Origin of the sequence: Halogranum amylolyticum (assembly GCF_900110465.1) — an archaeon.
GTDB lineage: Archaea > Halobacteriota > Halobacteria > Halobacteriales > Haloferacaceae > Halogranum > Halogranum amylolyticum.
This window is the reverse complement of the sequence record NZ_FODV01000006.1, coordinates 16,168-29,850: the sequence shown is the minus strand read 5'-3', so window position 1 is coordinate 29,850 and position 13,683 is coordinate 16,168. Positions and strand designations below refer to the sequence as shown.

Annotated in this window: 13 protein-coding genes; 8 read left to right on the top strand and 5 right to left on the bottom strand. The window is 66.0% G+C overall.

What is annotated here, in order from left to right:
• The first annotated feature begins 171 nt into the window (after positions 1-171).
• Positions 172-1,353 carry a redox-regulated ATPase YchF gene (locus BSG17_RS13050; RefSeq protein ID WP_089825075.1) on the top strand — a complete coding sequence of 394 codons (1,182 nt, stop codon included), beginning with the start codon at positions 172-174 and terminating at the stop codon, positions 1,351-1,353.
• Positions 1,354-1,412: 59 nt separating this feature from the next.
• Positions 1,413-1,592 carry a hypothetical protein gene (locus tag BSG17_RS13045; protein ID WP_089825073.1) on the top strand — a complete coding sequence of 60 codons (180 nt, stop codon included), beginning with the start codon at positions 1,413-1,415 and terminating at the stop codon, positions 1,590-1,592.
• Positions 1,593-1,895: 303 nt separating this feature from the next.
• Here BSG17_RS13045 and BSG17_RS13040 read toward each other — a convergent pair whose 3' ends face one another.
• Entirely contained in the window at positions 1,896-3,017 is a 1,122-nt protein-coding gene (locus BSG17_RS13040; protein ID WP_089824780.1) for a pyridoxal phosphate-dependent aminotransferase, read from the bottom strand.
• Positions 3,018-3,280: 263 nt separating this feature from the next.
• Between BSG17_RS13040 and BSG17_RS13035 the strand changes: the two genes are divergently transcribed.
• The 3 genes from BSG17_RS13035 to BSG17_RS13025 are packed head-to-tail and all read left to right on the top strand — an operon-like array spanning position 3,281 to position 6,002.
• Positions 3,281-4,342, top strand: a complete 1,062-nt coding sequence (locus tag BSG17_RS13035; protein ID WP_089824778.1) for an ABC transporter substrate-binding protein — start codon at positions 3,281-3,283, stop codon at positions 4,340-4,342.
• Positions 4,339-5,220 carry an ABC transporter permease gene (locus BSG17_RS13030; RefSeq protein WP_089824776.1) on the top strand — a complete coding sequence of 294 codons (882 nt, stop codon included), beginning with the start codon at positions 4,339-4,341 and terminating at the stop codon, positions 5,218-5,220. The genes BSG17_RS13035 and BSG17_RS13030 overlap by 4 nt, the downstream gene beginning before the upstream one ends.
• Entirely contained in the window at positions 5,217-6,002 is a 786-nt protein-coding gene (locus BSG17_RS13025) for an ABC transporter ATP-binding protein (protein ID WP_089824774.1), read from the top strand. Before BSG17_RS13030 ends, BSG17_RS13025 begins: the two co-directional genes overlap by 4 nt.
• Before the next feature lie 55 nt (positions 6,003-6,057).
• On the opposite strand, the gene BSG17_RS27040 is transcribed toward BSG17_RS13025, so the two are convergent.
• On the bottom strand, positions 6,058-6,210 hold the full coding sequence (locus BSG17_RS27040; protein ID WP_170864801.1) for a hypothetical protein: 153 nt from the start codon (positions 6,208-6,210) through the stop codon (positions 6,058-6,060).
• Positions 6,211-6,418: 208 nt separating this feature from the next.
• On the opposite strand from BSG17_RS27040, the gene BSG17_RS13020 reads away from it, so the two are divergent.
• On the top strand, positions 6,419-7,771 hold the full coding sequence (locus BSG17_RS13020) for a DEAD/DEAH box helicase (protein WP_089824772.1): 1,353 nt from the start codon (positions 6,419-6,421) through the stop codon (positions 7,769-7,771).
• Between the two features lie 157 nt (positions 7,772-7,928).
• Here the strand turns inward: BSG17_RS13020 and BSG17_RS13015 are convergent, their stop codons facing one another.
• The 3 genes from BSG17_RS13015 to BSG17_RS13005 form a co-directional block, all read right to left on the bottom strand.
• A complete protein-coding gene (locus BSG17_RS13015) occupies positions 7,929-8,357 on the bottom strand; it encodes a hypothetical protein (protein ID WP_089824771.1) in 429 nt (142 codons plus the stop codon).
• A gap of 174 nt (positions 8,358-8,531) precedes the next feature.
• Positions 8,532-11,153, bottom strand: a complete 2,622-nt coding sequence (locus tag BSG17_RS13010; protein WP_089824769.1) for an alkaline phosphatase PhoX — start codon at positions 11,151-11,153, stop codon at positions 8,532-8,534.
• A 253-nt stretch (positions 11,154-11,406) separates the two neighbouring features.
• Positions 11,407-11,805, bottom strand: a complete 399-nt coding sequence (locus BSG17_RS13005; protein ID WP_089824766.1) for a hypothetical protein — start codon at positions 11,803-11,805, stop codon at positions 11,407-11,409.
• An 88-nt stretch (positions 11,806-11,893) separates the two neighbouring features.
• Here BSG17_RS13005 and BSG17_RS13000 point away from each other — a divergent pair, with 88 nt between their 5' ends.
• Together BSG17_RS13000 and BSG17_RS12995 are read left to right on the top strand one after the other, a co-directional pair.
• The gene (locus tag BSG17_RS13000) at positions 11,894-13,423 is read left to right on the top strand and encodes a DUF790 family protein (RefSeq protein WP_089824763.1); all 1,530 of its coding nucleotides are present in this window, start codon (positions 11,894-11,896) and stop codon (positions 13,421-13,423) included.
• Between the two features lie 47 nt (positions 13,424-13,470).
• Positions 13,471-13,680: a hypothetical protein gene (locus BSG17_RS12995; protein WP_089824761.1), complete on the top strand. Its 210-nt coding sequence runs from the start codon at positions 13,471-13,473 to the stop codon at positions 13,678-13,680.
• Positions 13,681-13,683 lie beyond the last annotated feature (3 nt).

Below are 13,683 nucleotides of genomic sequence, written 5' to 3'. Positions count from 1 at the left end.
GTTAGAAAATACGAAGACTTTCGCTACTCCCTAGCGCTGTCGGGTTCGAGCGCGACCCGCTCGATGAACGGATCGAACTTCTGGTCCGAGGAGATCATCGCGTCACCGGCGAGCGCACAGTCTGGCGATACACCGGAAACGACTTACAACCGACCCGATGAACTGAGGGGTATGTTGTCTATCGCGCTCGCCGGGAAACCGAACGCGGGCAAGTCGACGTTCTACAAGGCGGCGACGATGGCCGACGTCGACGTCGGCAACTACCCCTTCACCACGATCGACCCGAACCGCGGGGTGACGCACGTCCGTACCGACTGTCCCTGTCTCGCTCGCGAGGAACGTTGCGGCAACGAGAACTGCCACGACGGAAAGCGCTACGTTCCGGTCGAACTGCTCGACGTCGCCGGTCTCGTCCCCGGCGCACACGAGGGGCGCGGTCTCGGCAACCAGTTCCTCGACGCGCTGACGAACGCGGACGTCATCATCAACGTCGTCGACGCCTCCGGCGGGACGAACGAAGAGGGCGAACCGGTCGAGGTCGGCACCTACGACCCCGTCGAGGAGGTCGACTTCGTCGAGGAGGAGATGGACCAGTGGCTCGCGGGCATAATCGACCGCAACTGGGAATCCGTCGAACGCAAGTCCCGGTCGCCGGAGTTCGACATGGACGACGCGCTGACCGAACTGCTCACCGGGTTCGGCGCGACCGAGGCCGAGGTGGCCGCCAGCCTCCGGGACCTCGACTATCCCGAGAGCCCCCTGCAGTGGTCCGACGAGGACCGCGAGCGACTCGCCCGCGACGTCCGCGCCCGGACCAAACCGATCATCCTCGTCGCCAACAAGGCCGACGTCGCCCCCGAGGAGAACGTCGAGCGCCTGCGCGAGACGGGAAAACCGGTCATCCCGGCGACGGCCGACGGCGAACTCGCCCTCCGGAAAGCCGTCGAGGCGGGCGTCGTCGACTACGACCCCGGCGACCCCGACTTCGAGATCGCGGGCGATCTCAGCGACGCGCAGGAGAAGGGACTCGAACAGATCCGCGAGGTGATGGCCGAGTACGGCGGCACCGGCGTCCAGGAGGCGCTCGACACGGCGGTCTACGACCTGTTGGACCACGTCACCGCCTACCCCGTCCAGAACGAGTCGAAGTGGACCGACGGGACCGGAAACGTCCTCCCCGACGCCTTCCTCCTCCCACGGGGGTCGACGCCGAAGGACCTCGCCTTCGCCGTCCACTCCGACATCGGCGAGGGCTACTTGCATGCGGTCGACGCGAGATCGAACCGTCGTATCTCCGACGACCACGTCCTCGCGGAGGGCGACGTCGTCAAGATCGTGAGCACGGCGAGCTGAACCATCGTGGCGTGTCACCGAGCACCACATTCATGCAGTTCGACTGTCTATACGATACCATGTTCCGCGCGCACTTCCCGGACGGGGATATCGAGTGTGACCACTACGAACTGACCGAACACGGCGCAGATCTCTACGACGAGGACGACGTGTTCCTCGCGTTCGTCCCCTACACCAGTCTCATCGCGCTGATGAACGAGGAGATCGACCGCGACCCGGAGCCCTCTATCGCGGACTGAGCGTCGTCTCCCGAACCGAACGCGGGACTCGTCGTCGACTCGACCGTTCGACCGCGTGTCGACCGACCGCTCGCCAACCAGAGGCGGTCTGCGACGAACCTGAACGATCAGGATATTTCAGCGGAAACGAGGTGTGCTCCGGCGGCTCGCTACGTGGCCACGTTGCGATAGCACGCGACGCCGAAGATCAGTGGTTACCCGACGAGGGGGACTCGGTGGAGTGAAATAGAGGGGAGCGGGAAGGGACTCACAGCTGTCAGTCCGACGTCGTCTCCGGACGTCGTTCCGTCTCGACGGACCGCCCTACCGCACCGCTTCGGTCGCCTCGCGCATGATCGCCAGCGCCTCCTCTAACTCTTCGGTGCTCGTGGCGTAGGAGAGGCGTGCGTACCCCTCGCCGTGTTCGCCGAACGCCTCGCCGGGGACGACGATGACGCCGCGGGAGAGACACTCGTCGACCCACCCCTCGGGCACCTTCGGCATCACGTAGAACGCCCCCTTCGGCGTCGGCACGTCGAGACCCATCTCCTCCAGCCCGTCGACCACGAGGTCGCGGCGCTCCTCGAACGTGTCGCTCATCTCTTGGACGACGTCCTGCGGGCCGGAAAGCGCGGCCTCGGCGGCGAACTGGGCGGGCGCGGAGGTACACGCCTGGATGTACTGGTGGACGCGAAGCATCCGCTCGATGCGGCGAGTGGAACCGGTGACCCAGCCGAGTCGCCACCCAGTCATCGAGTACGCCTTCGAACAGCCGTTGACGACGACGACGTTGTCCGAGTCGGCGAACTGCATCGGCGAGTAGTGTGCGCCGTCGAAGACGAAGTGCTGGTAGACCTCGTCGGAGATGCAGAGCACGTCGTGTTCGTCGGCGATGCGGGCGAACGCCTCGACGTCCTCGCGGGGTGACACCGCACCCGTCGGATTGCCGGGGCTGTTGACGACGAACGCCGCGGTGTCTTCGGTGATCGCCTCCTCGATGGCCGCGGGATCGATTGTAAGGTCCTCCCGCAGCGGCACCGGCACCGGCTTCCCGCCCGCGAGTTTGGTCAGGGCATCGTAGGCGACGAACCCGGGGTCGGGGAAGATGACTTCTTGCCCCTCGTCGACGTGCGCCTCCATCGCGAGGTGGAGCGCCTCGCTCCCACCCGCCGTGGTGATGACGTCGTGGGGTGAGATTTCGAGGTCCAGATCCTCGCTGTAGCGTCGGGAGATGGCCTCGCGGAGCTCGACCGTCCCCTTGTTCTCGGTGTAGGCGTCCGCTTTCCCCGCCTCGATGGCGTCGACGGCAGCCTCACGGGCGTGTTCCGGCGCGGGGAAGTCCGGTTGGCCGAGGCCGAGGTTGATGGCGTCGTCGCCCGCTGCCTCGAACACTTCGCGGATGCCACTGATGGAGATCTGCTCGACGCGATTGGAGAACGTCGTCATACGCTACCCCGCGTCCGCCGCCGAGATAGTTCTTGCCACCTGTGGGACGGTGACACGGAGTATCTCTCAGAATGGTTACCAATGTTGCCGGTTATGGGGATAGTGTTGCCTATAGCTATGACGGTCGCAACAGTCGATTGTCCGCTAATCAGTGCTTCGATGGGCTAACGAGCGCGAAAACTCGACTTCCCCGATACAACAGTTTTGCAATGACAGTTACCGGAGGCGAGTACGGATTAAGTACCGAGCGTCTACTCCGGACAATGACGACGCGAGGCAACGGTAGTGCGACACGTTCTCGACGACACTTCTTACGATCGGCTGGTGCGGTCAGCATCGCCGGCGGTCTCGCCGGCTGCACCGGCGCACTCGGTAGTGGCAGTAGCGGCGGGCTGGACGAACTCAACGTCGCGTACATGCCCATCTACCCGGACATGCAGTACTTCGTGATGCAGGAGGAGGGGTACTTCGACGAACTCTCCGTCGACGTCTCGGGGAAACTGTTCTCCGACGGTCCGAGCATCGTACAGGCCTCGGCGAAGGGCGACTTCGACGTGATGATGTTCGGTATCGTCCCGGCGATGATCGTGATGGACAAGGGGATCCCCTCGAAGATCGCCGCCGCTAACATCCGGGACGCCATGCAGATTCTCGCCTCCGACGAGTTTGCCGGTATGTGGGAAGAGTACGGGACGGAGGCGTTCGCGAAGTTCGAAGAACAGAAGGGACGGAAGTTCACGTTCGGCACCTTCCCGCCGGGGTCGGTGCCGGACATTCTGCTGCGATACTGGCTCGAGGAGACGGTCGGGATCGACCCCGACAACGACGTCGACATCACGGCGCTCGGCGGGGCCGGGCCGGTTCGGCAGGCGCTGCTCTCGGGAAAGATCGACGGGACGAGCATCATGGAACCCGTCCCGACGGTGATCGAGTCGCGGGGTGCGCCGTTCCAGTCGATCGCGTGGGCGGGTGACTTCATGCCCGGCCAGCCTGCGGCCGTGACGCTGATGCACGACCGACTCCGGAAGGACAACCCCGAGATCGCCAAGACGTTCGTCGAGCAACACCAGCGCGCGACCGCGTTCACGCAGGACAGCCCCGATACGGCCGCCAAACACGCCTCGACGGTCATCGGCGAGGAGGCGCTCCCGGCCGAGACGGCGCGGAAGGCGATGGAGTCGCCGGCCTCGGCGTTCATCACCGACCCCCACGAGATCGAGGAGGGGGCGACGATCTTCAGCGAGTACGCCGCCCGCGCCGGGAAGATAGACGAGAAACTGTCCGTCGACCAGCTGTTCGACTACAGCGTCTACGACTCGCTATGAGCAAGGAGAGTAGCACTGCCGGCGTGGGAGGAATAACCGCCGGCACCGACACCGACGACTCGCTCGGCGCACGCTTCCTGGGCAACGAGTTCGACGGTCGCCGGGCCGGGCTGGGCGCGCTCGGGACGCTCGCGTTCCTCGCCGTCTGGCAACTCGGCGCGATGGCCGTCGGCGGGATCCTCCTCCCGACGCCGCTGGCCGTCGTCGAGGCGTTCGCGACGGAACTCACCGCCCCGGCGACGTTCACGCTCCCGCTCCTCGGACTGGAGATTCCGGCGACTCGACTGCCCGTAAAACTCGTCGAGAGCCTCTATCACTACGTCCCCGGGCTGTTCGTCGGGAGCGTCCTCGGCGTCGCCGCGGGCGTCGCGATGGGGTGGAGTCGAACGCTCGACGCGGCGTTCACGCCCGTGACGCGCGTCTTGCGGCCGATCCCGCCGCTGGCGTGGATCGCCTTCGCCATCATCTGGCTCGGCGTCAACCACAACGGCGCGGCGTTCATCGTCGGCATCGGGGCGTTCTGGATCAACTTCTACAACGCCTCCTCGGGTGTCGAGGGCGTCTCCACGGAGTTGAAAGAGGTCGCCGCCAGCCTCGGCGTCGACGACGATCTCACGATGATCCGGAAGGTCGTCCTGCCGGCCGCCTCGCCGTCGATCATGACCGGCATCCGCACCAGCATCGGGCAGTGTTGGATGATCGTCGTCGCCGCCGAACTGTTCGGCGCGCCGGGCGTCGGATTCCAGATCATCAACGCCGCACAGAACCTCTCGATGGACGTCTCGGTCGCCTACATGCTCGTCATCAGCGCGGTGTTCCTCGTCAGCGACGGCGTGTTCCGACGCGTCGAGCGGAACGTTCTGGAGTGGAGAGCATGAGTCTCGAAGATCGACAGACCGACCGGAACGGACGGCCGACCCGCAAAGTCGACGTCGACGGCCTCGGAAAACGCTACGAGTCGGAGCGCCAGACCGTCCAGGCGCTGGCGGACGTGAACTTCGACGTCGGGGACGGCGAGTTCGTCTGCATCGTCGGCCCCTCCGGCTGTGGGAAGACGACGCTGTTCCGCCTCATCGCCGGTCTGGAGATGCCGACGTCGGGCGCGGTCCGACTCGACGGCACCCCCGTCGAGGGGCCGGGGACGGACAGAGGGATGGTCTTCCAGGAGTACGGGCTGTTCCCGTGGCGGACGGTCCGAGAGAACGTCGCTTTCGGCCTCGAAGAGCAGGGCGTCGAGAAGACCGAGCGCAAGCGACGAATCCGCGAGATGCTCGATCTCGTCGGCCTGAGCGACTTCGCCGACGCCTATCCGAAGGAGCTCTCCGGCGGGATGAAACAGCGCGTCGGCATCGCCCGCGCGCTCGCCGTCGACCCGGAACTGCTGCTCATGGACGAACCGTTCGGCGCGGTCGACGCCCAGACGCGCGACATGCTCCACGCGGAACTGCTGAGCATCTGGTCGGAGACGCAGAAGACGGTGCTGTTCGTCACCCACGACGTCGAAGAGGCGGTGACGCTCTCGGATCGTGTCGTCGTCATGGCCGCCGACCCGGGTCGCGTCCGCGAAGTCGTCAACGTCGACCTCGCTCGGCCGCGCGAGCGAACCGACGCCGCGTTCGCCGAGTACGTCGAGCATATCCGCGGTCTCATCGGGGAGTAGCGTTCCAGCGCTTACACGCTGTCGAGGAGAAATCCCACGAAGTCGTGGGAGGAAGTCAGTCTTCGTAACTGTCCCGGAGTTCGGTGATGTGGTCGCCGAGCACTGACAGCGCGGCGTCGGGGTCGATGTACCCCTCGTCGTACTCGTCGTAGACCGATTCTGCGTTCTGGAGAAACGTCGCAACCGGTTGTGGCATCTCGTCGCTCATACGTCTTCAATCGCGGGCGAACGGTTTGAGAGTTCGGGAACTTCGGGATTTTACGACGGAGTGGACGATCGCCTCGCGGTGTGATCCGACTACCACCGCGACGTCTTCTCTGACGTGCCGCCCACCACATCGCGCGTCATCTCTCCATCCGTCTCCACACCGACTGGTGTCGGAACGCACAAATCTCCGTGTGTCCAACGACCCGCCAGTGACAGTGAGGCTCTCGTTCGAGAACGGCACGCTCAGACTCGACGCCGTCGACCGCGACGTCGAGTCGCTCGCAGACCTCCCTGGCGTCGAGATCGACGCCCGGAGCGGGACGGCCCGTGCGCCGGCCTACCGGTACGCCTTCCTCCGGGCCGTCCTCGGCGAGCGCGGCGCCGACGTCGACGACCGCGTGCTCCCCGCGGCGTCGCTCTCGCTGTCGACGTCGTACGACCTCCGGGAGTACCAGCGCGACGCGCTGGACGCCTGGCGCGACGCGGGCGAACGTGGAGTGCTCGAACTGCCGACCGGCAGCGGCAAGACGGTGATCGCCGTCGCCGCCATCGTGGCGCTGTCGGTGCCGACGCTCGTCGTCGTCCCGACCGTCGACCTGCTCGAACAGTGGCGACGCGAACTGGAAGCCGAGTTCGACGTCCCGATCGGCCAGTTCGGCGGCGGCGAGCAGGTCCAGGAGCCGATCACCGTCTCGACGTACGACTCGGCGTACCTCCGCGCCGACGAAGTCGGCGGCGACTTCGGCTTCGTCGTCTTCGACGAGGTCCACCATCTCGGCGGTGAGGGGTATCGGGACATCGGGCGGCTGCTCGCTGCCCCAGCCCGGTTGGGGCTGACGGCGACGTTCGAACGCCCAGACGGTGCCCACGAGACCGTCTCGGACCTCGTCGGCCCGAAGGTGTACGACGTCGACGTCGACGACCTGGCAGGGGAGCATCTCGCCCCGTACGACATCAAGCGCGTCGAGGTCGAACTCACCTCCGCGGAGCGCGAACGCTACGAGGAGGCACAGGGGACGTTCGTCGACTATCTCCGTACCTCGGGACTCTCGCTGCAGAGCGGCAGCGACTACCAGAAACTCGTGATGCGCTCGGGCAACGACCCGCGTGCTCGCGAGGCGTTGCTGGCGAAGCAACGCGCCCGCGACATCATGCTCAACGCCGACGAGAAGGTGCGTGAACTCGGTGCGATTCTCGACCGTCACCGCGAGGACCGCGTCATCGTCTTCACGGCGCACACCGAACTGGTCTACCGACTCTCCGAGCGGTTCCTGATCCCGGCGATCACCAACGAGACGGGTGCGAAGGAGCGCCGCGAGATCCTCGAACGGTTCCGAGAGGGTCGGTACAGCCGGGTCGTGGCGGCGAACGTCCTCGACGAGGGGGTCGACGTCCCCGACGCCAACGTCGCCGTCGTCCTCTCGGGCAGCGGGAGCGAACGCGAGTTCACCCAGCGACTCGGGCGGGTGCTCCGCCCGAAAGCCGACGGCGGGCGGGCGCTGCTGTACGAGTTGGTGAGTTCCGAGACGGCCGAAGAGAACATAGCGAGTCGCCGTCGGTGACGTCGGTCACCGACACCGGAGTCGGTATGTTCAGTATCGAAGACTGTCGGCACTGACGACGGTCAGCGCATCGGTCTGAGGTTCGAGAAGAGCAAGCCGTCGTCGGTGACGACTCTCGCTCTCGACGTTCCGCCGTCACCCCGCTTTCGACGCCCGTCTACTCCATCCCGTGTTCTCTCGCCCCCTCCCGAATCTTTGTCGCTCGCTTCTCGACGCGGTTGATGTACCGCTGGATCTTCTCCGGTTTCTCGCCGTAGAAGGAGGCCAGCCAGTAGACGTCCGTGTGCGGTTGGGTGAACAGGTACGCGACGAGCGTGTCGCGGCCCGCCTGGATGATCGTCGGCGGGACGCCGCGGTCGCCGGTTCCGGCCTCCTCGAAGCCGTTGACGTCGAAGTAGACGTCGGCGTACAGTTCGGCCACCTCGGGGTCGTCGAAGCTGCATCCCTCGTGGTGAGGTGCCTCGAACCGGTACTGCACGTCGCCGTCGGTCTGCGACCGGTGTTCGACGATCCGAACGTCGAGGATGTAGTCGCGGTACACTGTCTCGTCTTCCGGTGTGGTCGGTGGGGTCTCTGATCTCGACATCTGCTCTGTGTTTGCCATCTGGATGTGCCCTCGTCTGCGTGTCGCTGGGGTGGTCCCGGTCGTGCCGGTGATTCGCGCTGCGGTGCCTGGTCGGGGTGACGGACGCGGAGGCCGACGCCGCGGTCGGCTCAGTCGGCCGAGACGACGTCTCCTCCCGTCGTCCGACTCGACGCCTCAGTCGACCTCGCCGAACAGCGTCGTCAGGTCGTCGTAGTCGAGTTTGCCGTTCTCGTTGAAGTCGAAGGCTGGACCGTTCTGCTGGACGGCGTCGGAGTCGAACTCCTCGAACAGCAGTTCGATGTCGTCGTAGTCGACGCGGCCGTCGCCGTCGACGTCCTCGTAGCGACCGTCGCCGTCGGGGTCGGTCGGTTGCTCACCGTCGCCGACGGCCGGCGGCCCCTGCGGACCGACGACGGCGACGCCGCTGCGGGCATTCGCGTCGATGGCGTCGCCGCCCTCGTCGTCCATCTTCTTGATCTCCACGTCGAGGTCGGCGCTCCCGACGCTCTCTGCTTCCAGTTCGAGCGTCGCGAGCGTGGCGCGACTCGCGCCGGGCTGGACGTTCCCCTCGGCGTCGGCGAACCGCAGTATCGCTCGCGACCCGTCGCCGGTGATGGTACAGTTCGTCGGCGACAGGCCGTCGGCGAAGGAGACGCCGGTGATAGTCGTGACCGCCGGGTCCGAGACGGTGACGTCGACTCGGCCACCGGAGACGCCCTGCGGCAGCGACGAGGCGTACAGGTCGGTGGTTCCGGTCGCTCCCTTCCTGACGGCGAGAGACCCGACGTCGACCTGGACGTTCGGCTGGTAGACGTACATACAGTCGTTGGGGTACGAACGGGCAGGTCCACCGAACCCGTCCTCACAGCAGAGGACGCGTCCGTCGTCCATCACGTAGACGTTGTCGACGTTGCGGAGCGCGTCGTCGGCGTCCTCCGGCGGGTCGGTGAAGTCAGGGCCGACGATGACCGGTTCGAGCGTCGAGACGTTGTAGTCGGGTTCGAGTTCGGCCCGGTAGACGACGCCGCCGTCGACGCGGTCCATCTGGACGTCGCCGACGTCGTTGGCGAGGTCGTCGTTGAACTCGGAGATGCCGAAGTAGACGAAGTCGCCCGGCCCCGCGCCGTCGACGCTGTCGACGCCCTCGGCCTTGTTGAACTCGATCGACGCACCGATCTCCTTGGCGGCCGCCCGGGTCTCGAGGAACGGAATCTTTCGGAGCTCCTCGTCGACGCCGTCGGGGCCGTCCTCGGCGTACTGCTCGGCCCACTCGACGATCTCCGCGTCTGTGATGTAGTTCTGATTGCCGTTTTCGACGACCTCCTTGTCGGCCTCTTCGAGCGCCGCCGCGCGGTCCTCCTCCCAGTCGGTCTCGGCGTGCGCTTCGAGGTAGTCGACCTGCGTGACGTCGTCGTACTCGGCGATCCACTCCTCGGCCTCCGCGTTGCTCGCGTGGCCCAGTTCGATCCACTCGACGTCGAGGGCGACGTTCGCGGGGGAGAGTCGCTGCTTGGCCTCCGGACTGGTGATCTTGGGGGCGTAGAGCGTCCCGGCGACGTCCATCGGGTCGTCGTAGCTCGGGATCGGTTCGTCGGCGACGAACTTGTAGATGCCCTTGCTGTCGCCGTCCGAACAGCCGTAGACCGTCTTCTCGTCGCTCTGGACGTCCGGCGCCTCCCAGGCGGCCCGACCCATCACGTAGTACTTCACCGGCTGGGGCTCGTCGGCCGCGGCGTCGCGGAAGTCGACGTGGTAGCCGTAGCGATAGGGGTTCGGATAGACGTCGCCGATGGGGTACGTGGTGGTCTCCGACCCTTCCTCGGGCTGGTCGACCCGTTCGGCCCCGAGGTAGTACGCGAGGAACTCGACGCCGTCGAGTGCCCAGTACCCCTGGATGGACCACGACTCGTCGCCGTAGTAGTCGTCGACGGCGTCTTGAATCTCCGACGGGTTCGGCCGGTTCCAGAACTGTGCGGCCCCGGCGATGCCTTTCCCGGACCCCGCCTCGACGACGTCCCCCACCGTCGCAGTCAGCGACACCCGTGGATGTGCGTAGTTCTCCTCGGAGGAGATCATCGTGTTCCACGGGCTGAGGTTGCCGTAGCAGTTGATCCGCGTCCCGCCGAGTTCGCGGAGCGCGTCCGTGTTCGCGAGGTTGATCGCGTTCTCGAGGTCGGCGCTCCACTCGCCGTTGTCGTCCTGGCTGAGCGGGATCCGCGAGACGTTGCCGGGGCTGTTCTCCCAGTTCGTGAAGAGGTAGCCCTCGGTCCCCTCGTCGTCGGTCGCGACGAACTGGTTGCAGTCGGGGTTGTACGCGGCGTCACCGTACTGGGTGCCGACGAAGTTGTCCTGCGTGATGTCGGTCCCGTCGGGGGTCTGCGCGACGCCGAGTCGCTCCGCCCCGCCGTTGATCTCGTCTTCCTCCTGTGCGAGCAGGACGTAGTCGCCGTTGCCGGAACGGACCTGCCGCTGTTCGTCCTCCGTCTGTGGCGTCGGCAGTTCGTCGAAGTCGTCGTTGTTGCCGTCGAGGTCGAACTGGAACCCGCTGAAGTAGCCGATTCCGGCCTTGTCGAAGGGTGCCTCGTTCTCCCGACTCGGATGCTGGAGACTGTACAGTGGCGTCCCGTCGGCGAACACGAACGGCCCCGTCATCTCGGCGCCGAACGCGGTCGTCGAGAACCGCTTGAGCGACCCCTTGACGCTCGGCGCACGGGGTGTGTCTGACTCCTCTACCTCCGCCGCACTCGCTGTCCCGACCACACTGGCGCCGAGTGAGGCCGCCAGCGACGTCGCCATCAGATTTCGTCTGGTGAACTCCATGGTGCAATTCTCCACTCGTATTGATAATTGAAATGTTTTTGTATGTGGTATATAGTGTGGAACTGAGAGATATGTACACAGGCGAAATCACTATATTTCGCGTCTTATTTCAATAGATGATAATGAAGAATATCGCTCCGTACCGTAACTCTTTCTTCTAGCAACTTGTAAAACAATCGACGTTCGCTCGAACGCGTCGTTTCGGGGGTCGGCGACGGCGGCCTCGTCCTTACTCGATGGTCGCGCTGAAGTCGAACGAGTCGGCGTCTCTGAACGCCTCGAAGCCGACTTCGTCGTAGACCAGTTCCGTCTCGACCGTCTCGTCGCCGCCGACGGTGACCTCGTTCGTCCGCTCGTAGGTCTCGCCCTTGAGAGTCAGCGTGCCGGTGAGGGTGCCGGTCTGCTTCGTGTCGGTCCGGTTCGTCACCGTGAGAACGACGCGGAGCGTCTCGTCGTCGGTCCGTTTGAACCGGAAGTCGCCGGCGACGAGCGGTTTCTGTTCCGCCTCCGCTCTGGGGTCGTCTTCCGGTTCGGTGGGAGGGTTTCGAGGACCGTCCGGGCCGGGGAGCGAGGAGAGACAGCCGGACAGGGCGAAGGGGAGCGTGCCGAGGAGTACCCGTCGCTTCATATCGGAGGCTCACTCGCCCCGCGTATGAGCCTTGTCCTCCACGGACGGTCCCACGTCTCTTATAAAGAGCCGGCGACTACCGACGGTCGTGCTCACGAAGGACCTCCTGCGCGTCTCCCGCGCCGGCGGCGGCTACCACCCGCAGTTCGTCGACGGCGAGGACCGACCGCTCGCAGCCCGCGTCGTCGACACCTACGGGACACACGTCGGCGAGCGACGCGGCGCGCTGGAGGACGCCCTCTCGGAACTCGAACGCGACGCCGACGAGTTCAAGCTCGTCCGCGGCTTCGCCGCGCTCTGTGAGCGCGAGGCGACGTTCGAGACGCAGGCCGCGGTGCCGCCGGAACGCGTCCGGCGCGTCGCCTTCGAGGCTGCCGAGTCCGTCGGCGTCGCGAGCGACGACGAGCGAACGGAGGCGCTGGCGACCGCCGCAGACCGTCTCGGCGTCGACGTCGCCGACGTCGAACAGTCGCTCTACGCCGACCGGGACGTGAACCAGATCCTCGTCGAGTTCGACCCCCGGTGGACGTCCGAGGAGCTGCTCGTCCAGTACAACCTCTCTTTGGCCCAGACCGCGCTGTTCGACGCCATCGAGGTCCGTATCCGGAGCGCCGACCCGAAGATGCTCGTCTCGGCGGTCAAGCGACTCCGACTCATGTACGAGGTCCGGCAGACGCCCGAGGGGCGGGAGCTGGTCGTCACCGGTCCGGACGCGCTCTTCCGTCGCACGCGACGCTACGGCACCGGGTTCGCCCGCCTGCTCAGAACCGTCGCGAAGACCGACGACTGGCGACTGACGGCGACCGTCGACGACCGGGGCACCGACCGCGAGCTGGTGCTCACCGACGCCGACGTCTCCGTGCCGGGCGTCGACCCCGTCGCGGAACCGGCCTTCGACAGCGGCGTCGAGGCCGACTTCGCCGCCCGCTTCCGATCGCTCGACCTCGACTGGGAGCTCGTCCGCGAACCGGAGCCGCTCGCCGTCGATGACGGTACGCGTGTGATGATCCCGGACTTCGCGTTCGACTACGCGCCCGCCGGTGCGGCGACGGTTGGTGACGACGGGTTCAGAGTCTACTTCGAGATCATGGGCTTCTGGACCCCCGACTACGTCGAGAAGAAACTCGGCCAACTGAGCGGCGTCGAGGACGTCGACCTCCTCGTCGCCGTCGACGAGTCGCTGGCCGTCAGCGACGAGGTAGCGGCCCGCGACCACCGTGCGATTCCGTACACCGGCTCGGTCCGCGTGAAGGACGTGGTCGACGTCCTCCGGGAGTACGAGACCGAGTTGGTCGCCGACGCGGCCGGGTCGCTCCCCGATGCGCTGGAACCTGACGCGGACGTCGTCACGCTGGCCGACCTCGCGGCGGAGTTCGGGGTGAGCGTCGACGCGCTCGAGACGAAGTCGTTCCCCGAACACCGCCGAGTGGGTCGGACGCTCGTTCGTCCCCCGATGTTGGCGGAGCTCGGAGACACGGTCGAACCGGGGATGAGCCTCGACGAGGCCGAGGCGGTCTTCGAAGCGTACGGCATCGACGACGCGAGTGCCGTGCTCTCGGCGCTCGGCTACCGGGTCGCCTGGGAAGGGCTCTCCGGTGGCACTGTCCGCGAAAAGTGAGTATGGCCCATCAACTTTTCCGGGTCCGACCCGAAACCCGTCGCACGATGCTTAGCAAACTTCTCGGAATTCTCGGGTCGAAGCGCTCGCGGCAGCTCAGCGTCGTCTCGACGCTGGCACAGGCAGTGTTGTCGTTCAAGCGCGGCCAGAAGAAGGCCGCCGCGCTTTTCCTCGGTGCCGCCGCGCTCTCGTACAAACGGAGTGAACTCGGCTACATCGCACAGATCGCGGCGAAACTCCTCAAGAAGAAGGCGTAGACT

Excerpts from the sequence above, each read along its gene's own strand:
- BSG17_RS13050 (WP_089825075.1), top strand. The coding sequence starts at position 172 with ATGTTGTCTATCGCGCTCGCCGGGAAACCGAACGCGGGCAAGTCGACG.
- BSG17_RS13045 (WP_089825073.1), top strand. The coding sequence starts at position 1,413 with ATGTTCCGCGCGCACTTCCCGGACGGGGATATCGAGTGTGACCACTAC.
- BSG17_RS13040 (WP_089824780.1), bottom strand. The coding sequence starts at position 3,017 with ATGACGACGTTCTCCAATCGCGTCGAGCAGATCTCCATCAGTGGCATC.
- BSG17_RS13035 (WP_089824778.1), top strand. The coding sequence starts at position 3,281 with ATGACGACGCGAGGCAACGGTAGTGCGACACGTTCTCGACGACACTTC.
- BSG17_RS13030 (WP_089824776.1), top strand. The coding sequence starts at position 4,339 with ATGAGCAAGGAGAGTAGCACTGCCGGCGTGGGAGGAATAACCGCCGGC.
- BSG17_RS13025 (WP_089824774.1), top strand. The coding sequence starts at position 5,217 with ATGAGTCTCGAAGATCGACAGACCGACCGGAACGGACGGCCGACCCGC.
- BSG17_RS27040 (WP_170864801.1), bottom strand. The coding sequence starts at position 6,210 with ATGAGCGACGAGATGCCACAACCGGTTGCGACGTTTCTCCAGAACGCA.
- BSG17_RS13015 (WP_089824771.1), bottom strand. The coding sequence starts at position 8,357 with ATGTCGAGATCAGAGACCCCACCGACCACACCGGAAGACGAGACAGTG.
- BSG17_RS13010 (WP_089824769.1), bottom strand. The coding sequence starts at position 11,153 with ATGGCGACGTCGCTGGCGGCCTCACTCGGCGCCAGTGTGGTCGGGACA.
- BSG17_RS13005 (WP_089824766.1), bottom strand. The coding sequence starts at position 11,805 with ATGAAGCGACGGGTACTCCTCGGCACGCTCCCCTTCGCCCTGTCCGGC.
- BSG17_RS12995 (WP_089824761.1), top strand. The coding sequence starts at position 13,471 with ATGCTTAGCAAACTTCTCGGAATTCTCGGGTCGAAGCGCTCGCGGCAG.